This is a genomic window from Sphingopyxis panaciterrulae (genome assembly GCF_014199295.1).
Taxonomy (GTDB): Bacteria; Pseudomonadota; Alphaproteobacteria; order Sphingomonadales; family Sphingomonadaceae; genus Sphingopyxis; species Sphingopyxis panaciterrulae.
Genome location: NZ_JACIJH010000005.1, coordinates 19,368 through 38,299, shown reverse-complemented (window position 1 = coordinate 38,299; position 18,932 = coordinate 19,368). Strand labels below are relative to the sequence as shown.

The following is an 18,932-nucleotide window of genomic DNA, read 5'->3' as shown; positions in this document are numbered from 1 at the left end:
GTAACTATAGCACTTTCGGGTGCCTACTTTCCTTTGGAGAGTATAGGCATAAATAGGCCCCCTCACCACCCCCAAGCGAGGACCTCCCCATGAAGACCAAAGGCAACACCATCCTCCTCTCCGGCGGCGGCTCGGGCATCGGGCTCGCGCTCGCGCAGCGCTGGCACGATGCGGGCAACACCGTCATCGTCACCGGCCGCAACGCGGCGAAGCTGGAGGCCGCGGTCGCGGGCCGCGCGAACCTGCACGCGATGCCCCTCGACGTCACCGATCCCGACGCCATCGCCGCCTTCGCGCAAGAGGTGATCGCAAAATTTCCGGCGCTCAACATCCTCGTCAACAACGCCGGCATCATGCCGTTCGAGGCGATCGACGCCGAGCGCGACCTGACCGATGCCGAGACGACGATCGTCACCAACCTGCTTGGCCCGATCCGGCTGACCGACGCGCTGGTCGATCATCTCGCGGCCGCGTCCGACAGCGCGATCGTCAACGTCACCTCGGGCCTCGCCTTCGTGCCGCTGCCCAAGGCACCGACCTATTCGGCGACCAAGGCGGCGCTACACAGCTATACCCAGGCGCTGCGCGTCCAACTGGAGGGCAAGGTCGAGGTGATCGAACTCGTCCCACCCGCGGTGCGCACCGAACTGACCCCGGGGCAATCGACGCGCGAGGGTTATATGCCGCTCGACGCCTTCGCCGACGAGGTGATGACATTGCTCGCGGTAGGGCCGACACCGGCCGAAATCCTCGTTCAGAATGTCCTGCCGCTGCGCAACGCCGAAGCCGACGGCGCGGTCGCCGAACGGCTGGCGTTTCTGAAGACGCTCTAATCTACACCCTCCCCTTCAGGGGAGGGCAGCGAGACTTACGAACTTGTTCGTTAGTCGCAGCGGGTGGGGCCGTCGACCTTGCGCAAGGCCGACGGCCCCACCCCAACCCCTCCCCTGAAGGGGAGGGGCTTTGCATTGCGCAAACCGCCCTTCCTCCCTATATGCGCGCGCATCATGCAGATCCCCGGCCATATCGACCCGGTCATCACCGGCACCGTTCCGCTGCGCGGCGGCAATCGCGTCGACCTCGTCGGCCTGACGCGCGAGGGGATTCGCGGCGCGCTCGAAGAAGCCGGGCTCGACGCCAAGGCGGCGAAGCTGCGCGGCAAGCAGATCTGGCACTGGATCTATCACCGCGGCGTCACCGAATTCGACGCGATGACCGACATCGCCAAGGCGATGCGCCCCTGGCTGACCGAGCGTTTCATCGTCGGCCGCCCGACGGTGCGCGAGGCGCAGGTGTCGAACGACGGAACCCGCAAATGGCTGCTCGCCGCTGCCGACGGCCAGGAATATGAGATGGTGTTCATCCCCGACGCCGACCGCGGAACGCTCTGCGTGTCGAGCCAGGTCGGCTGCACCCTCAACTGCCGCTTCTGCCACACCGGCACGATGCGCCTCGTCCGCAACCTGACCGCGGGCGAGATCGTCGGGCAAGTGCTGCTCGCGCGCGACGCGCTGGGCGAATGGCCGAAGGGGACGATGGCGTCGGCCCCCGATGCCGACGACGAGGACGACGACGCCGGTCACTACACCGCCGACGGCCGTATGCTCACCAACATCGTGATGATGGGCATGGGCGAGCCGCTCTATAATTTCGACGAGGTCAAGGGCGCGCTCAAAATCGTCATGGACGGCGACGGCCTCGCGCTGTCGAAGCGGCGCATCACCCTGTCGACCAGCGGCGTCGTCCCGATGATGGCGCGCGCGGGCGAAGAGATCGGGGTCAACCTCGCGGTCTCGCTCCACGCGGTGAACAAAGAGGTGCGAGACGAGATCGTGCCGCTCAACCGCAAATATGGCATCGAGGACCTGCTCGCGGCCTGCGCCGCCTATCCCGGCGCCAACAATGCGCGGCGCATCACCTTCGAATATGTGATGCTGAAGGACAAGAACGACAGCGACGCCGATGCGCGCGAGCTGGTTCGGCTCATCAAGCAGTACAAGCTGCCCGCGAAGGTCAACCTGATCCCCTTCAACCCCTGGCCCGGCGCGCCCTATGAATGCTCGTCGCCCGAGCGGGTACGCGCGTTCAGCAACCTGATTTTCGAAGCCGGCATCTCCGCTCCGATCCGTACCCCGCGCGGGCGCGACATCATGGCCGCCTGCGGCCAGCTCAAGAGCGCCGCGACCAGGCCGACCCGCGCCGAACTCGACCGCATCGCCGCGGAAAAACAGGCCGCGCTGGGCTGAATTTTCGATATTGCCGCTTCGTTTTGCGCTTGAAAAAGCGCGATAAATCCCCATGCGCCTTCTGTACCGTGTGGTAAAAATAACACAGGTAAGGAAATTGTCACAATCTGAACGATGCGTTCATTGAAGCGACAGGCGCGAACGCCATTTAGGGCCCGGGCCGCGACCCAAAGGGCGTGACCCGGTTCAAAGAAAAGGAATAGAAAATGAAGAAGTTCGCAGTTGCAGCCGCTCTCCTCTCGGCCGTCGTTGCTGTTCCCGCCATGGCCGCCGACGGCGGCGAAATCCGCGCCGAAGTGCGTGGCGGCTATGTGACCGGCTCGGGCCTCGACGACGCGACCCTCGGCGCCGCCGTCGGCTATGACTTCGACCTGGGTTCGACGACCTTCGCGGGCGCCGAAATCGCGGGCGACAAGGTGCTCAAGAACGGCTTTGATGTCCAGTTCTCGGCCGGCGGCCGCGTCGGCGCGAAGGTCGGCACCGCGGGCAAGGCCTATGTCACCGGCGGCTACACCTTCAGCGACATCGACGATCCCTATGCGGGCGTCGGCTACCAGCACCGTCTGGGCGCCAACACCTATGCCAAGGTCGAATATCGCCACCAGTTCATCGGCAACTTCAGCGACTTCGACACCTTCGCGGCCGGCATCGGCGTCGCCTTCTGATCCTTTCGGACGGAAGACAAAAGAACGGAAAGGGGCGGTCCCGCGGGGCCGCCCCTTTTTCTTTGGAAGATACAATCGGTCGCCGCTCTCTCCCCTTCAGGGGAGAGATACGCAGGCTTGCGAGCTTGCTCGCTAGCCGAAGTTGAGAGGGGCAAGGCGCGCTATGGCCCCCTCTCCCAACCCTCTCCCCTGAAGGGGAGAGGGCTTTGGCAGTCCTCGACGCCACAACCCCCTTCCCTTTCCGCTATCCGCGCGCCACGGTGAAGCATGACCGCTTTCGCCTATATCGGCGCCGCACTCGCGGAGATCGCCGGCTGCTTCGCTTTCTGGGCGTGGCTGCGGATGGACAAGTCGGCCTGGTGGCTGCTGCCCGGCCTCGCCTCGCTCGCGCTCTTCGCCTGGCTGCTGACGCTGGTCGACGCCGACCATGCGGGGCGCGCCTATGCCGCCTATGGCGGGGTCTATATCGCCGCGGCGCTGCTGTGGCTGTGGGCGGTCGAGGGCGCGAAGCCCGACCGCTGGGATCTGGTTGGCGCCGCCGTCTGCCTCTGCGGCGCCGCGATCATCCTGTTCGGACCGCGCGGAACCTGACATCCGGTCCCGCGCGGCGCGGCTCTATTTGAGCGCGTCGAGCGAAGCGCCGAAGTTGATGTGATAGGGAAGCCCGCCGAGTACGAGCGCGGGGACCGACTGGACTCCCGCGGCCTCCGCCTCGGCGACACGGTCGGGCGCTTCGCCCAGATGAACGCTTTCGACGTCATAGCGCGCGGGGTCGATGGCGTCGGCCACCGCCTGCTCGGCGTCCACACAAACACGGCATCCGGCGTGATAGAAAATCGCTTTCTCGGTCATGATCATCTCCTGTTATCGAGTTTAGGTATCGACTCGATACCACTTACCTGCCACCCGCGCCGGGATTGCGCAAATGGTTTTTAGTCGATACCAAAAACGGATGACCGATCCGCTTTCCGACCTGCTGGCCCGCACCGCGCGACTGATCGCGGGGGACGGCCATTCGGCGGGGCTCAAGCCCGTGCAGTGGCAGGCGCTGCGCTATCTGGCGATCGCGAACCGCTTTTCGCGCACGCCGGGCGCACTCGCCGCCTGGCTGGGACAGACCAAGGGCACGGTGTCGCAGACCGTCGCGGCGCTGGAGCGCAAGGGACTGGTGGAGCGCACCGGCGACCCGGATGACCGGCGCCTCGTGCGCCTGTCGCTGACCGAAGCGGGACACGCCATGCTGGGACGGGCACCCGAAAGCATCGCCGATGCCATGCTCGCGGGCCTGACGGCGGCCGACCGCGCCGCCTTCGCTCCCTTGCTCGCCCATATGCTCAAGGAATTCCTCACCGCGCGCGCCTATCGCCCTTTCGGACTGTGCGCCGAATGCCGGCATTTCATCCGCGACGCCGCGTCGGGAACGCCCCATTTCTGCCGCCTGCTCGGCGTGCCGCTCGACGGCGCGGATGCCGCGGCCATCTGCGTCGAACAGGAGGCCGCATGATCCATGTCATCGACGCCCTGCTGACCGGCAAGGCGCGCGTCTTCGGCGACGGGGGAGAGACGAGCGCGATCGCGAAAGATCCTGTCGAAGGGCCGCACACCGTCGGCTTCCTCGGCATCGCGGGCGACGAGCAGGCCGACCTGTCGGTCCACGGCGGCCCCGACAAGGCGATCCACCATTATCCGCGCGATCATTATCCCTTCTGGACCGACACGCTCGGTCCTCACTCGCTGCTCGCCGCGCCGGGCGCGTTCGGGGAGAATCTCTCGACCCGCGGGATGGTCGAGGGCAATGTGTGCCTCGGCGATCGCTACCGCCTCGGCAGCGCGCTGGTCGAGATCAGCCAGGGCCGCCAGCCCTGCTGGAAGCTCGGGCACCGCTTCGGCGACCCGCGCGTGCCCGCGACCGTCGTCGCGACGCGGCGCAGCGGCTGGTATTACCGGGTATTGGAGGAAGGCCGGGTCGCGGCCGGCGACGCGCTCGCCCTGATCGACCGCCCGCTCCCCGACTGGACGGTCGAGCGAGTCTTCGCCCTGCTGATCGGCGGCGCCGGCAAGCGCGACCCCGCCGCGCTGCGCGCCCTCGCGACCATGAACGCGCTGTCGGCAAGCTGGCGCGCGCGGGCGGAGAAGCTGTTGGCTTGACGCGCCGGCTTCCATATCGGCCCGCTGACCCCAATTCCGTTCGCCCTGAGCCTGTCGAAGGGCCGTTCTTTCTTTTTGACGTCGCAAGAAGAAGGACGGTGCTTCGACAAGCTCAGCACGAACGGATCGGATTGACCGCGCCCCACTATTCCCCCTCCGGCAACGCTTCCTCGACCAGCGGCGCCAGCCCCTGCACGATCACCCCCACCCCCTTGGCATTGGGGTGGATATGGTCGTCGAGCATCAGCGACGGGTCGGTCACGACATTGTCGAGGATGAAGGGATAGAGGCTCGCGCCATATTGCGTCGCCAGCTCGGAATAGATGGGGTCGAACGCCTTCGCATAATCGGCGCCCAGATTGGGCGCGGCGACCATGCCGGTCAGCAGCACCGGAATGTCGCGCCGCTTGAGCTCGGCGAGCATCGCGTCGAGATTGGCGCGCGTCTCGGCCGCGTCGATCCCGCGCAGCATGTCGTTGCCGCCGAGGCCGAGCAGGACGAGCGCGGGCTTGCTCGCCGCATGGTCGAGCACGAAGGCCAGCCGCTGCCGCCCCGCTGCGGTCGTGTCGCCCGAAACCCCCGCGTTCTGAACCCGCGCCGCCACCCCGTCGGCGGCGAGCGCGGCCTGAAGCTGGGGCGCCAGCCCCTCCTTGGGTCCCAGCCGGTAACCGGCATAGAGGCTGTCGCCGAAGGCGATGACCAGCGGCGCGTCGGCGGGGACGGCGGACGCCTGGGCCTTCGTCGCCTGCTTCGCGGCGGGCGCCGCCGCGTCGCCGCACGCGGCGAGCGGTTGGCAAAGCGCAAGCACGCAACCATATATCCAGGCAGAACGCCATCCGGCCGTTTTCATTTCCAAAGGGTCCTTCCTTGCCCGACGCGCCTCGACACCAGATTTCTCTGGCGCCAGAACCGGCGATCGCCGCCCATAATGTGACGCTGACGCTAGGGAGCGACAAGGCCCCGGTCGAAATATTGCGCGGAGTCGATTTCGAGGTGCAGGCCGGCGCCTCGGTCGCGCTGCTCGGTCCGTCGGGGTCGGGCAAGAGCTCGCTGATGGCGGTGCTCGCCGGGCTCGAGCGCGCAAACGGCGGCAGCATCCGCGTCGCCGGGCTCGATTTCGGCGCGATGGACGAGGATGGGCTCGCGCGGGCGCGGCGCGGGCGGATCGGCATCGTGCTCCAGGCCTTTCACCTGCTGCCGACGATGACCGCACTCGAAAATGTCGCGGTGCCGCTCGAACTGGCGGGCCTCGCCGACCCCTTCGAGCGCGCGGCGCGCGAACTGGAGGCGGTAGGCCTCGGCCACCGTCTGACCCACTATCCCGCCCAGCTTTCGGGCGGCGAGCAGCAGCGCGTCGCGATCGCCCGCGCGATGGCGAGCGAGCCCGCGATCATCTTCGCCGACGAACCGACCGGCAACCTCGACACCGCGACCGGCCATGCGATCATCGAGCTGATCTTCGCCCGCCGCGCCGCGCTCGGCGCGACCCTGCTCATCATCACCCACGACCCCGAGTTGGCCGAGCATTGCGACCGCGTCGTCACCATGCACGACGGCCGGATCGAGGAACGGGCGGCGTGAATCCAACTTACCAGTGCCGTTCGTGTCGAGCGAAGTCGAGACACCCATCGACACAGCGCAAGGCCGTCGGGTGTCTCGACTTCGGCCAAAGGCCGAAGTTTATCCTGAGCGCCCGCCCTGCGGGCAGTCGAAGGGCTCGACACGAACGGGCCAAGGAGGGCTCGTTCCGATGATCCCCCTCGCCACGCTCTGGCGGATCGCGCGGCGCGATCTGGCGGCACGGATTCGCGGGCTGCGGCTGCTCGCACTGTGCCTGTTCCTCGGCGTCGCCACCCTCGCCGCGATCGGCAGCCTGACGCGCGGCATCACCGCCGAGCTGGAAGCGCGCGGGCAGACCATCCTCGGCGGCGACGTCGAGTTCGAGCTACCCCAGCGCGAGGCGGCGCCCGCCGAACTCGCCGCCTTCCGCCGCGCCGGCGATACCTCGGCGACGGTACGGATGCGCGCAATGGCGAATACGCCCGGCGGCGACGCGCTGCTCGCCGAACTGAAGGCGGTCGACGCCGCCTATCCGCTCTACGGCACGATGCGGCTCGTCAGCGGCGCACGGCGCGGCCCGCCGCCACCCGGCGGCGTCTGGATCGGCGCCGACCTCGCCTCCCGCCTCGCGCTGAAAACCGGATCGCGCATGACGTTCGGCGAAAAAACATTCCGCGTCGACGGCGTCATCGCCGACGAACCCGACCGGCTCGGCGAAGGCTTCACCCTCGGCCCGGTGGCGATCATCGGCATGGGCGACCTGCCCGCGACGCGGCTGATCCAGCCGGGCAGCCTCTATCAGAGCAAATATCGCGTCCGCCTGCCAGCGGGCACCGATCCCGCGGCGGTGGGCAAGCGGCTGACCGCCGCATTCCCCGATGCGGGATGGGACGTAAGCGACCGCAGCAACGGCGCGCCCGGAACGCGGCGCTTCATCGAACGGATGGGGCAGTTTCTGTCGCTGGTCGGGCTCGCCGCGCTGGTCATCGCCGGCATCGGCGTCGGCAACGGGGTCGCCAGCTATCTGGCGGGCAAGCGGCCCGGCCTCGCGACGCTGAAGATATTGGGCGCCGACAGCGCCGCGGTGATGCGCATCTATGGCTTGCAGATCCTGACCGTCGCCGCCGTCGCGATCGCCGCCGGGCTGGTCGTCGGGGCGCTCGCCCCGACGCTCATCACCATGGTCGCGGGCGACGCATTGCCGGTCAAGCCGGGGCTCGCCGTCTACCCGTTGCCGCTGGCGGTCAGCGCCGCCTATGGCCTGCTGATCGCCATCGCCTTTGCCCTGCCCCCGCTCGCGGCGGCGCGGCGGGTGCCGGCGGCGGGACTGTTTCGCGCCACCGTCGACGGGCTCGCCCGGCCCGAACCGCGCACGCTGCTCGCGGTCGGCGCGGCGCTGGCGGCGATCGTCGCGCTCGCGGTCGGCACCGCGCGCGAACCGCTGTTCGCGCTCGGCTTCGTCGGCGCGGCGGCGGGGCTGCTCCTGCTCCTCGTCGGACTCGGCTGGGCGGTGCGCCGCGTCGCGAGCCGCCTGCCGCGCCCCCGCCGCCCGCTGCTTCGCCTCGCGCTCGCCAACCTCCACCGGCCGGGCGCGGCGACCGGGGCGCTCGTCGTTGCGCTCGGGCTCGGGCTGACCCTGTTCGTCGCGCTCGCCGCGATCCAGACCAGCATCACCGCCGAAATCGCGCGCACCGTGCCGCAGCGCGCGCCGAGCTTCTTCGTCCTCGACATTCCGCGGGACGGCGCGGCGCGCTTCCGCGCGATGGTGGCCGGGGCCGACCCGTCGGCCGAGGTCAACCTGATCCCGGCGCTGCGCGGGCGCATCGCCGAATATGCGGGCCAGCGCGTCGACGAGCTCGCCGAGCTGCCCGAAGGCGCGTGGGTGCTGCGCGGCGACCGCGGCCTGACCTACAGCCCGGCGCTGCCAAAGGGCAGCACGCTCGCCGGCGGGCAATGGTGGCCCGCCGACTATCACGGGCCGCCGCTGGTCAGCGTCGAGCAACAGGTGGCGGCATCGCTCGGCCTCGCGCTCGGCGACACGCTGACCGTCAACATCCTCGGCGTCGAGGTGCAGGCGAAGGTCGCCTCCTTCCGCACCGTCGAGTGGGACAATTTCGGCCTCAACTATGTGCTCGTCTTCTCGCCGGGCGCCTTCGACGCGGCCCCGCACAACATGGTCGCGACGGTCGCGGTCGGACCGCAGGCCGAGACCGCGCTCGCGCGCGCCATTCCGCGCGCCTTCCCCTCCGCCTCGCTGATCGCGGTGCGCGATGTGGTCAGCCAGGTCACCGACCTGCTCACCCAGATGGCCCGCGCGATCGCCGCCGCCGCCAGCATCGCGATCCTCGCCGGCATCGCCGTGCTGATCGGCGCCATCGCCGCGAGCCGCGAGCGGCGCGTCTACGACAGCGTGATCCTCAAGCTGCTCGGCGCGACGCGCGGGCAGATACTGGGGGCGCAGGGGGTGGAATATGGCCTATTGGCGCTGGTCCTCGCGGTGATGGCGCTCGGGCTCGGGCTGGCCGCCGCCTGGTATGTCGTGACGCAGATCTTCGACTTCGCCTTCGCCCCCGACCCGCTGATCGTCGGCCTGACGCTGGCGGGCGGCGCCGGCCTGTCCTTCCTGATCGGCATGGCGGGAAGCTGGCCCCTGCTGTCGGCCCGCCCCGCCCGCGCCTTGCGGAGCCTCTAGGGTCCAGCCCGCTCAGGACGCCCGCCGCCGCGGCCGTTCCATCGGCCACGCCGGCCGGTGCGCGTCCGACAGCCGCTGCGCCGCGTCCACCGCGACCCCCAGGTCGGTCAGCACCCGCACCAGCGCGTCGGCGGGCGCGACCGCGATGTCGGGCTGCACCCCGTCGCCTTCCCAATCCTCGCCGGTCACCGGATCATAGGTCCGCCCGACCGGGATGAAGGCCTGAAAGCCCCCGCCCAATGACTCGCCGCGCCCGAAATGATTGGCGCCGCCGGTCGCGCTGCCCACCAGCACGCCGCGGCGCGTGTGCTTCATCGCCAGCGCGAAATGCTCGGCCGCCGATCCGGTCCCTCCCGACGTCAGCACATAGACTTTCGCGTCGCGCAGCCGCGCGTCGCCGTTCGGCGTCACCCAATGCTCGCGCGTCACCATGCCGGGATCGCCCGCGACCAGCCGCAACCCGACATCCTCGTCCAGCGGTCCCTCGCCCGATTCGTCGACCGACGCGCGCGTCGCCATGGTGACGAGCCGTGTCGGCCTGTCGAACAGCCAGGGAAAGATGACGTTCATCTGCTCGATCCCGCCGCCGCCGTTGGTGCGGATATCGAAGACGATCGCCCTGGCATCGGCATGGTCGGCCATGAATGTCGCCGCCGTCGCGGTCACCGCCGCATCGTCGGGAAACAGGTTGAAGCGGATGAAGGCGATCCCCGGCGCGATCCACCCCGCCTGCTCGACCGGCGGCTTCGGCCCGCGCGGCTTGCCGGGATGGGCGTCCGGCGGCGGCGCGGCGCCCTCGGGCGGACGGACGTGCAGATGCCCGTCGGGCTGCACCGCATTCACGTCGGCGTCGAGCGCACGGGCGAGTGCCGCGCCCGCCAGCGGCGCATAGCGCCCCGCCACGATGCCGGCGCGGATCGCGGCGGCGTAGCGCTGGCCCGTCTCGGGATAGACATAGTCGCGCTCGAGCAGCGTCGCATAGCGTTCGGCGACGGCATTGGCGTCCGCCTCGGCCTCCTCGGCGGCGGCCGGCGTCGCCGGGGCGGAAAGCGCGGCGCCGCTCACGGCGAGCAGCAGCGCGGACAGGATCAGGCGCGATCGACTCATGACAAACCTCCAGCACGACTCCCGGTCGGCCCAAGGCGTATCATATCTTCGATACGGATCAACTACATTTGTAGTCGATAGCACTCACCGCCGCCGCCCGGCCCAGATCAGCAGCGCGCCGACGACCGCGAGGATCGCGCCGTTGCGTGTCCACACCCGCTCGCCGAGCATGAAGCTGCTCGCGGGCCAGCGCACGACGTCCAGTCCCTGCAATATCCACAGCAGCCCCATCAGCACCGCCGCGATGCCGACGATCGTCGCCAGCCCCTTGACGAACCCCATGCCACCTCTCCTCGCTCTCCAGCTCGCGACAGGCTGCCACACGGCCGAGCGCCTGTCACGCGCGCCGCTGCAGCCCGATCAGCGGCCGCAGCCAGCCGATCCGCCGCCCGCCGAGATAGAAGGCCCAGCATCCCGCGACCGTCGCCGCGACCAGGATCGGGAAGGAGGCGGCCGGCCCCACTCCGCCGAGCAGCAGCCAATATCCGACGAGCACGATCACCGTCTGGTGGATGATGTAAAAGGGGAACACCGCCTCGGCGAGCATCGGGCGCCTCGCATGGTCGCGGTTCCAGAAGCAGTCGGCGATCCCGACCAGCGCGACGATCGCCGCCCAGCCCTGCACCAGCCGCACGGCCATGAACCAGGTCACGACCCCCACCGGCGGCGGCCCCTCGCCGGGCGACGCCCAGATCGCCCACGCCACAGTGGCATAGGCCACGACCGCGAGCCCCGCCGCCGTCCGCCAGCAGCGCGCCACCGCCAGGAACAGCACCGGCCGCACGCGCAGCAGCCAGCCGGTGAAGAAGGGCACCAGATAGTGAAGATGGTTCGGCCCGTCGTCGAACAGCGCGTGCGTCTCGCGATAGCCGGGAAAGGCGAACAGGATCGCCATCCACGCCGCCAGCGGCAGGACCAATATCCCCCAGCCGCCGAGCAGCCGCGCCGCGACGTCGGTGATCCGCGCCCGCGCCGCTTCGGGCACCAGCAGGAGCAGCAGCACCGCGAGCAGCGTATAAACAAAGAGATAGACGACGAACCACAGATGCTGCCACGTCGGCAGCACGATCCCCTCGAGCGTCCCGAAGCGGAAATAATCATGCGCCCAGAAATGCGCGAAGCTCGCGGCATAGCCATACTGGGTGACCAGCTCGATCCACGGCTGCACCGGGATGACGACGATCATGCCGAAGGCGAGCGGGATCAGCAGCCGCGCCGCGCGCGAGCGCAGGAAGGCGCCCGGCCCGCCCAGCTTCGCGAACAGCGCCGCGCTCGCATAGCCCGAGACGAGAAACAGCAGCGGCAGCCGCCAGCTGTTCGTCGCCATCATCGGGATCTGCACCCAGTCCATCGGCCGCGGCGTCTTGACGTGCCACCCCCACGGCACGAAATACATGCCGATATGATAGAGGATCAGCAGCGCGAAGGCGCCGATCCGCAGCCAGTCCATTCCATAATGTCGCGTCATGGTCATCGCGCCGAATCTCCTTTGCCGGTTTCCGTCGCAGCCGCTAATCGAAAGGGCGACCGGCGGACGATCCCGGCGGGACGAGACGCGGAGCCGATGTGACGGACAGGCAGGCACAAGGGACGAGCGGCGGCGCAGCCGGGACGAGCGGCCCCACTGGCGGCCTCAGCGCCCGCGCGCTCACCGCGCTGCTGCTGAGCGCGATCTTCCTCTTCGGGCTCGTCCGCATCGCCGCCAACGTCTATTCCTACATCGCCGACCGCGAGGGCGCCGGCCTCGCCACCTCGCCGACGATCGCCTGGATGCTCGAAGGCAGCAGCCTCGTCGCCTGGGCGATCGTGATGATTCCCTGCTGGTTCGCGGTCCGGTATATCCGCCCGCCGCGCGTTCCCCTGCCCGCCACGGCCCTGATCCACGCGCTGCTCGCGATCCCGGTCTCGCTCGGGCATATCGCGCTGATGGTCGCCTTCCGCACCGCGCTCTGGTGGATGATGGGCATCGACTATCACTTCAACGCGCCCGACGGATCGCCGATCCTCTACGAGTTTCGCAAGGACCTGTCGGCCTATGTCGAGCTCGTCTTCATCCTCTTTCTCGTCCAGTGGCTCGTCGCGCGCTACGCCGCCCCGCCCGCCGCGTCGTCCGAACGGCGCACGCTCGCGATCGGCGACGGGTCGGTCACCCACCATCTTCCCATCGACGAGATCGAGCATGTCGCGGCGGCGGGCAATTATGTCGAGATCGCGTGGCGCGGCGAACGCCTGCTCCACCGCGCGACGCTGAGCGCCGTCGAGGCCGAACTCGGCCCCGCCTTCGCCCGCATCCACCGCAGCCGCCTCGTCCGCCGCGCCGCGGTGCGCCGCGTCGTCACCCACAAGAGCGGCGATTTCGACGTCGAGACCCAAGGCGGCGACACGCTGCGCGGCAGTCGGCGCTATCGCGGGAATGTCGAGGGGTGAATACCGTCATTGCGAGCGAAGCGAAGCAATCCAGAGCGGCGTGAACCGCCCTGGATTGCTTCGCTTCGCTCGCAATGACGAGCTTATTGAAGCACGCGCCAAGCCAGTTCCGCGAACTCGCACAGCAAGGGCCGCGTATCGCGCGGGTCGATGATATCCTCGACCCCGAATTTCTCCGCCGTCCGGAACGGCGAGCGCACCCGGTTCAGCCGCTCCCTGATCGCCTCCAGATGCGCCGCCGGGTCCGCGGCCGCCTCCAGTTCGCTCTTGTAGGCGACCTCGACCCCGCCCTCGATCGGCAGGCTACCCCAGTCGCCCGACGGCCAGGCGAAACGATACTGAAAGCGCTCGGCGTTCGACATCGCGCTCCCCGCGATGCCATAGGCGCGCCGCACCACGACCGACGCGAGCGGCACCGTCGCGCGATAGATGGCGTTCATCGCCTGCACGCCATAGCGGATCGTCCCCGTCCGCTCGGCCTCGCCGCCGATCATGAAGCCCGGATTGTCGACCAGATGGACGATCGGCAGCCGGAACTGGTCGGCCAGCTTCACGAAGCGCTCTGCCTTCTCGCTCGTCTTCGCGTCCCACGATCCGCCGAGATAGGAGGGATCGCTCGCCAGCACCGCGACCGGCCAGCCGTCGAGCCGCGCGAAGGCGGTGATGACCGCCCGCCCCCAGCGCCCGCCCATCTCGAAGACGCTGCTCCGGTCGAACACCGCCTCGGCGATGCGCCGCATCGAATAGACCTGTTTCGCCGCGCGCGGCACCGCCGACAGCAGGGCCTCCTCGCGCCGGTCGACCGGATCGTCGCACGCGGTCCGCGCCGCGCGCTCGTGGATCGACGCGGGCAGATAGGACAGGAAGCGCCGCGCCGCCGCGAACGCCTCGGCCTCTGATCCCACCTCGTCGTCGACCACGCCGTTGCGCGTATGGACGTCGCTGCCGCCCAGTTCCTCGCGGTCGAGCGTGTCGCCGATCGCCGCCGCCACCGCCGGGCCCGCCGCGAACAGTTGCGACAGCCCGCGCACCATGATGCTGTAGTGGCTCGCCACCACCCGCGCCGCGCCCAGCCCCGCCGTCGGCCCCAGCGCCAGCGCCACCACCGGCACCGTGTCGAGATTGGCGATGACCTGGTCCCAGCCCGGAACATGCGGGATATAGGTATAGCCCATATCCTCCAGCGTCCTGACCGACCCGCCGCCGCCGGTACCGTCGATCATGCGGATCAGCGGCAGGCGATATTCGTGCGCCATCGCCTCGCACTGGATGAACTTGCGGTGCAGCGCCGCATCGGCCGCGCCGCCACGCACGGTGAAATCGTCGGCCGAGGCCACGACCGGCCGCCCGTCGATATTCGCGCGCCCGAAGATGAAATTGCTCGCCGCCAGATCCTCCAGCGCGCCATCGGGGCCATAGGTCCCCCGCCCCGCGATCTTGCCGATCTCGCGAAAGCTGCCCGGATCGACGATCGCATCGAGCCGCGCCCGCGCGTCCATCTTGCCCCGGCTGTGCTGGCGCGCGACCTTCTCGGCCCCGCCCATCGTCTCGGCCATCGCCCGCCGCGCGGCGAGCTCGTCGACTTCCTTTTTCCAGCTCATAGGCCCAACGCTACCTTACGTTAACGGAAACGTCATTCCGATTCTTTGCGCGCACTGCTATCGTCGCGCGATGACCCGCCGCCTCGCCTTCGCGCTCGCCGCCACGCTCCTCGCCGTCCCGCCCGCACCCGCCACCGAAACCAGCCCCGAAAAGGCCATTCCCGGCGTCGCCGACCCTTACAAGACCGACGTTTTCGATCCCGACGCCGACCCGATGGCGGACATCGACGCCGCGCTCGCCGCGGCGAAGGCTTCGGGCAAGCGCGTCCTGCTCGTGATGGGCACCAATACATGCCACGACAGCGCCTGGTTCGCGAACCTGATCGCCACCGACCGCTTCGCCGCCGTCCGCGACCGCTACATGCTCATCTATGCCGACATCGGCATGCCGCACGTCGATTTCGTTCGCCATCCCGAGGTACCGAAACGCTTTCGTTTCAAGATCAAGGGCACCCCGACGATCGCGATCCTCGATGCGGACGGCCGCGTCCTCAACCGCAAGGCGGCACCGAAGTGGCGCAACGCCGCCAGCCGCAGCGCCGACGAAATCTACGATGAACTGATGGAACAGGGAGAATAGGATGACCGACATACGCCTCGCCGGCCGCACCGCGCTCGTCACCGGCGCCTCGCGCGGCATCGGCCGCGGCATCGCGCTGGCGCTGGCCGGCGCGGGGGCCGATATCGCGGTCAACTACACCCGCGACGAAGCCGCGGCGGCCGAGACCGTCGCCGCGATCCAGGCGCTCGGCCGCAAGGCGAAGGCGTACCAGGCGTCGGTCGCCGACGAGGAAGCGAGCGCCGCGATGGTCGCCGCCATCGAGGCCGACCTCGCCCCCGTATCGATCCTCGTCAACAACGCCGGCGTCGCGAGCCGCGGCAAGCCGGTCGCCGACACCGACGCCGCCGAGGTCGAGAAATTGCTCGCGATCCACGCGGTCGGCGCGCACCGCCTGTCGCGCCTCTGCCTGCCCCAGCTCCGCCGGCACGACCGCAGCGACATCGTCATCATCTCCAGCGTCGCGACGCTGAACCACGCCGCGAACGGCGCGCCCTACACCATGGCGAAGGCGGCAGGCGAAGCCCTCGCGCTCACCCTCGCCAAGGAGGAGGTCAAGAACGGCGTCCGCGTCAACATCGTCGCCCCCTCGCTGACCGTCAGCGACATGGGCGAACGCCTCGCCCGCGCGGTGACGGGGCAGGACGACATCCACCACCTCGACGCCCACTTCCCCTTCGGTCGCGTCCCCACCCCCGACGATGTCGCCGCGGCGGTGCTGTGGTTCGTGTCGGACGCCAACCCCTATTGCTCGGGCCAGAAACTCAACATCGACGGCGCCGGCATGGCGAGCTTCCGGTGATCTATTCGGCGGTGCCGCACGCCCCGAAGGCCTCGTCCATCGACCTGCGATAGTCGGCGAGCGGTTCCAGCCCCATGTCGGCGCGCGCCGCGTCGATATGCGCCGGATCGTCGTCCTCCATCGGCCTGAGCGGCCGGATCGCCTGCCCGGTCTCGCAGCCGCCGAACTGCGTCGCATAGCGCTGCTTCCCCGCCAGCTTCAGCATGACGCGGTCATAGAGATAGGCATAATTCGACTTGCTCGCCTCGCCGGCCTTGGCCAGCGGCTCCATCAGCCGCAGCGCGCGCACCTGCAACGCGGGATCATCGTCGGCATGCTGCGCGAGCAGCCACGCGGCATGCGACGCCTTCTCCCCGACAGCGGAGATCGTCGGCCAGCCCTTTTCGGCCATATAGCCGCGCAGCTTCTCCCTGTTCTTGCGGTCCTCGCCCGCGACCATCGTCCAGCCCAGATAGTCGAACAGCGGCTTCAGCCGTGCCGGCAACGGCGGATCGCTCTCGTCGACGCCCCATGACAGCATGTGGCGCCCGAGTTGTTCGCGGAAAGTTGCACCGATCAGCATCTGCGCATCCTCGGACTCGGGCGGCCCCACTGCGGATGTGACGGCGCCTATCCCCATGCGTCCGCCCGCCAGCGCGAAATCCCACAGCCGGCGCGCCTCCGCGAGCCGCGCGGGAAGCGCGGCGCGTTCGGCTTCCGAAGCGGCGTCGATCACCATCGCGGCGGTGATCGCGCGGCACATCTCATCGCCATAGGATCGCGGCGGCAAATTCGCCGATTCGGCGCCTATCGCCGCCAGCTCCGCCTTGGCCTGCCCCGTTGCCGCCGCGATGCAGGCGTCCTTGTAGGCTTCCACCGACTCCCACGCCGCCCGCGCCGCGGTCCCCTCCGTTGCGAAGCGCCCGGCCATCCAGCCGAAATCGCCCGAATCGAACGTCCCATCCTTCACATAGGGTTTCAGCGCGCCCGGCACCGGCGTCGACTGTGCCCGGCTCGCTCCCGGCAGCATCGCGCCGACGAGCAACGCCAGCCCCAATCCCCGCATCCTCATGGTCCCACGCTATCATGCTTTCACCGCACCGCAAGCCGGCGCTGCCAGCCCCGCCATTCTCGGCTACAGCCCCTCCCATGCGCCCCGATTCGCCCTCGCCGCTCATCCCCTTTCTCGTCGCCTGCGCGGGGATCGCGACCTATTCGTCGATGGACGTGCTGATGAAGGGGCTGTCGATCGGGATCGGCGCCTATAATGCGGTGTTCTGGCGCAATGTCGCGGGGGCGCTGCTCAGCGGCCTCGTCTATTTCGCCGCACGGCCGGCGCGGCCCGATGCCGCCACGATGCGCATCCATGCGCTGCGCTCGCTGTTCGTCGCGATGATGGCGCTCGGCTTCTTCTGGGCGCTCGCGCGGCTGCCGATGGCAGAGGCGATCGCGCTCGCCTTCGTCGCGCCATTGCTCGCGCTCTACATGGCCGCCATCTTCCTCGGCGAGCGGATCGGGCGGCGCTCGATCGCCGCCTCGCTGCTCGGCTTCGGCGGGGTGCTCGTCATCGTCGCGGGCAAGCTCGGCGGCGGCGAGCGCGACCCGGAGGCGCTGCTCGCGGTCGGCGCGGTGTTCCTCTCGGCGATCTGCTATGCCTACAACCTCATCCTCGCGCGGCGGCAGGCGAAGATGGCGGGACCGATGGAGATCGCCTTCTATCAGAATCTGTTCGTCGCGCTGTTCCTCGCGCTCGCCGCGCCCTGGTTCGCGGTGCTTCCCGGCACCGCCCACGCCGCGCCGATCGCCGGCGCCGCGCTGCTCGCGACGCTATCGCTCCTTTTGTTGAGCTGGGCTTATGCCCGCGCCGAGGCCCAGATTCTGGCGACGACCGAATATACCGGCTTCCTCTGGGCGATGCTGTTCGGCTGGTATTTCTACGCCGAGCCGGTGACGCTACCGACGCTCGCCGGCGCACTGCTGATCGTCGTCGCCTGCCTGATCGTCGCGCGCAAGACCCCGCGCGGCGACCCGATCGAACCGGCGGCGGCGTAATCCCCCTCCCGCTTGCGGGAGGGGTTAGGGGAGGGCCTGTTTCGTCGGTCCGCTTCGCAACCGCCCCTCCCCCGACCCCTCCCATAAATGGGAGGGGAGGAGATCACACCGCCGCCCGCGCAAGCCGGTCGTTGATCGCCGCCCCCAGCCCTTCGTCGGGGATCGCCGCGACCGCGATCCGCGGCTTCGCGCTCGCCCCCCCCGCGTGGAGCGCGTCGAACAGATGCGCCGCCGCCTCGGTCAGATCGCCCGCCGCGCTCAGATCATAGTCGCCCGCCAGCCCGCCGAAGCCGATCCCATACTCATCATCGGCAAAGTCCGCCGCCCCCAGCCGCACCGGCTTGCCCGGCGCATAATGGCTCGCCAGCATCCCCGGCGCCACCACCTCCGCTCCCTCGCGCCCCGTCACCGGCAGTCCGCTCGCCGCGCCCAGCATCGCCGCGGTCACCGGCCCGGGCCGCAGCACCTGCACCGCGTCGTCCTTCACCCGCGCAATCGTCGATTCGACCCCCGCCGTTGTCGCGCCGTCGTCGATCACCAGCGCGATCCGCCCGCCCAGGCTCGCCAGCACATGATCGGCCTTCGTCGGGCTCACCCGTCCGCTCGCGTTCGCGCTCGGCGCCGCGAGCGGCGCGCCCGTCGCGGCGAGCAGCGCCTGCATCGCGCGATGCCCCGGCACCCGCAGCGCGATTGTGTCCAGCCCCGCGGTCGCGATCCGCGCCACCGGGCAATCGGCCGAGCGCGGCACGACGAGCGTCAACGGCCCCGGCCAGAAAGCCTCGGCCAGCGCCCGCTCGGCCGCTCCGAACGCGCCGAGCCGCTCGGCCGCCTCCAGATCGGGCACATGCACGATCAGCGGATTGAAATCGGGCCGCCCCTTCGCGGCATAGATGCGCGCGACGGCTTCGGCGTTGCGCGCATCGGCGGCGAGGCCATAGACGGTCTCGGTCGGCACCGCGACCGGCTGCCCCGCGCCGATCAGCCGCGCGGCGCGCGCGATCGCGTCGGCGCCATAGGGGGCGATCTCGGTTGCCACACTCTCGATTGGACGCTCGGCCATGCCGCGCTATAGCGCCGGGCGCAACGGAATCACC

General features: G+C 69.4%; 20 protein-coding genes. 12 read left to right on the top strand and 8 right to left on the bottom strand.

Going from position 1 to position 18,932, the window contains the following annotated elements; all coding sequences use genetic code 11:
* Window positions 1-89 precede the first annotated feature (89 nt).
* The 4 genes from FHR21_RS09690 to FHR21_RS09675 all read left to right on the top strand — a co-directional run bounded on the left by FHR21_RS09690 (window position 90) and on the right by FHR21_RS09675 (window position 3,502).
* Window positions 90-833, top strand: coding sequence for an SDR family oxidoreductase (locus FHR21_RS09690; protein ID WP_184097673.1), 744 nt, complete (start codon window positions 90-92; stop codon window positions 831-833).
* A gap of 174 nt (window positions 834-1,007) precedes the next feature.
* Complete coding sequence (gene rlmN / locus FHR21_RS09685; protein WP_184097671.1) at window positions 1,008-2,246, top strand: dual-specificity RNA methyltransferase RlmN; 1,239 nt, start codon at window positions 1,008-1,010, stop codon at window positions 2,244-2,246.
* Window positions 2,247-2,452: 206 nt separating this feature from the next.
* The gene (locus tag FHR21_RS09680; RefSeq protein WP_184097669.1) at window positions 2,453-2,911 is read left to right on the top strand and encodes a hypothetical protein; all 459 of its coding nucleotides are present in this window, start codon (window positions 2,453-2,455) and stop codon (window positions 2,909-2,911) included.
* Window positions 2,912-3,178: 267 nt separating this feature from the next.
* Entirely contained in the window at window positions 3,179-3,502 is a 324-nt protein-coding gene (locus tag FHR21_RS09675) for a YnfA family protein (protein ID WP_184097668.1), read from the top strand.
* A 24-nt stretch (window positions 3,503-3,526) separates the two neighbouring features.
* Here FHR21_RS09675 and FHR21_RS09670 read toward each other — a convergent pair whose 3' ends face one another.
* Window positions 3,527-3,763 (bottom strand): hypothetical protein, encoded by a 237-nt coding sequence (locus tag FHR21_RS09670; RefSeq protein WP_184097666.1) that lies wholly within the window; start codon window positions 3,761-3,763, stop codon window positions 3,527-3,529.
* A 100-nt stretch (window positions 3,764-3,863) separates the two neighbouring features.
* On the opposite strand from FHR21_RS09670, the gene FHR21_RS09665 reads away from it, so the two are divergent.
* Window positions 3,864-4,415: a MarR family winged helix-turn-helix transcriptional regulator gene (locus FHR21_RS09665; RefSeq protein WP_184097664.1), complete on the top strand. Its 552-nt coding sequence runs from the start codon at window positions 3,864-3,866 to the stop codon at window positions 4,413-4,415.
* The gene (locus FHR21_RS09660; protein ID WP_184097663.1) at window positions 4,412-5,059 is read left to right on the top strand and encodes an MOSC domain-containing protein; all 648 of its coding nucleotides are present in this window, start codon (window positions 4,412-4,414) and stop codon (window positions 5,057-5,059) included. The genes FHR21_RS09665 and FHR21_RS09660 overlap by 4 nt, the downstream gene beginning before the upstream one ends.
* Before the next feature lie 145 nt (window positions 5,060-5,204).
* Here FHR21_RS09660 and FHR21_RS09655 read toward each other — a convergent pair whose 3' ends face one another.
* Entirely contained in the window at window positions 5,205-5,909 is a 705-nt protein-coding gene (locus FHR21_RS09655; protein ID WP_184097661.1) for an arylesterase, read from the bottom strand.
* 17 nt (window positions 5,910-5,926) lie between these two features.
* Between FHR21_RS09655 and FHR21_RS09650 the strand changes: the two genes are divergently transcribed.
* Window positions 5,927-6,640: an ABC transporter ATP-binding protein gene (locus FHR21_RS09650; protein WP_184097659.1), complete on the top strand. Its 714-nt coding sequence runs from the start codon at window positions 5,927-5,929 to the stop codon at window positions 6,638-6,640.
* Window positions 6,641-6,809: 169 nt separating this feature from the next.
* A complete protein-coding gene (locus FHR21_RS09645; protein WP_184097657.1) occupies window positions 6,810-9,311 on the top strand; it encodes an ABC transporter permease in 2,502 nt (833 codons plus the stop codon).
* 12 nt (window positions 9,312-9,323) lie between these two features.
* Here FHR21_RS09645 and FHR21_RS09640 read toward each other — a convergent pair whose 3' ends face one another.
* From FHR21_RS09640 to FHR21_RS09630, 3 genes are all read right to left on the bottom strand, one after another.
* Window positions 9,324-10,418, bottom strand: a complete 1,095-nt coding sequence (locus FHR21_RS09640) for a S41 family peptidase (protein WP_184097655.1) — start codon at window positions 10,416-10,418, stop codon at window positions 9,324-9,326.
* Between the two features lie 84 nt (window positions 10,419-10,502).
* Window positions 10,503-10,700 (bottom strand): hypothetical protein, encoded by a 198-nt coding sequence (locus tag FHR21_RS09635; RefSeq protein ID WP_184097653.1) that lies wholly within the window; start codon window positions 10,698-10,700, stop codon window positions 10,503-10,505.
* 55 nt (window positions 10,701-10,755) lie between these two features.
* Complete coding sequence (locus tag FHR21_RS09630) at window positions 10,756-11,892, bottom strand: acyltransferase family protein (RefSeq protein WP_184097650.1); 1,137 nt, start codon at window positions 11,890-11,892, stop codon at window positions 10,756-10,758.
* Between the two features lie 92 nt (window positions 11,893-11,984).
* Here FHR21_RS09630 and FHR21_RS21165 point away from each other — a divergent pair, with 92 nt between their 5' ends.
* Window positions 11,985-12,845 (top strand): LytTR family transcriptional regulator DNA-binding domain-containing protein, encoded by an 861-nt coding sequence (locus tag FHR21_RS21165; protein WP_184097649.1) that lies wholly within the window; start codon window positions 11,985-11,987, stop codon window positions 12,843-12,845.
* A gap of 83 nt (window positions 12,846-12,928) precedes the next feature.
* On the opposite strand, the gene FHR21_RS09620 is transcribed toward FHR21_RS21165, so the two are convergent.
* The gene (locus tag FHR21_RS09620; RefSeq protein ID WP_184097647.1) at window positions 12,929-14,446 is read right to left on the bottom strand and encodes an acyl-CoA carboxylase subunit beta; all 1,518 of its coding nucleotides are present in this window, start codon (window positions 14,444-14,446) and stop codon (window positions 12,929-12,931) included.
* 70 nt (window positions 14,447-14,516) lie between these two features.
* Between FHR21_RS09620 and FHR21_RS09615 the strand changes: the two genes are divergently transcribed.
* Both FHR21_RS09615 and FHR21_RS09610 read left to right on the top strand, forming a co-directional pair.
* Window positions 14,517-15,026 (top strand): thioredoxin family protein, encoded by a 510-nt coding sequence (locus tag FHR21_RS09615; protein ID WP_184097645.1) that lies wholly within the window; start codon window positions 14,517-14,519, stop codon window positions 15,024-15,026.
* A gap of 1 nt (window position 15,027) precedes the next feature.
* Window positions 15,028-15,807: an SDR family NAD(P)-dependent oxidoreductase gene (locus FHR21_RS09610; protein ID WP_184097643.1), complete on the top strand. Its 780-nt coding sequence runs from the start codon at window positions 15,028-15,030 to the stop codon at window positions 15,805-15,807.
* A gap of 1 nt (window position 15,808) precedes the next feature.
* Here FHR21_RS09610 and FHR21_RS09605 read toward each other — a convergent pair whose 3' ends face one another.
* Entirely contained in the window at window positions 15,809-16,858 is a 1,050-nt protein-coding gene (locus FHR21_RS09605; protein WP_184097641.1) for a DUF6624 domain-containing protein, read from the bottom strand.
* A 77-nt stretch (window positions 16,859-16,935) separates the two neighbouring features.
* On the opposite strand from FHR21_RS09605, the gene FHR21_RS09600 reads away from it, so the two are divergent.
* Window positions 16,936-17,838, top strand: a complete 903-nt coding sequence (locus tag FHR21_RS09600; protein WP_184097639.1) for a DMT family transporter — start codon at window positions 16,936-16,938, stop codon at window positions 17,836-17,838.
* Window positions 17,839-17,941: 103 nt separating this feature from the next.
* Here the strand turns inward: FHR21_RS09600 and FHR21_RS09595 are convergent, their stop codons facing one another.
* Entirely contained in the window at window positions 17,942-18,898 is a 957-nt protein-coding gene (locus tag FHR21_RS09595; protein WP_184097637.1) for an L-threonylcarbamoyladenylate synthase, read from the bottom strand.
* Window positions 18,899-18,932 lie beyond the last annotated feature (34 nt).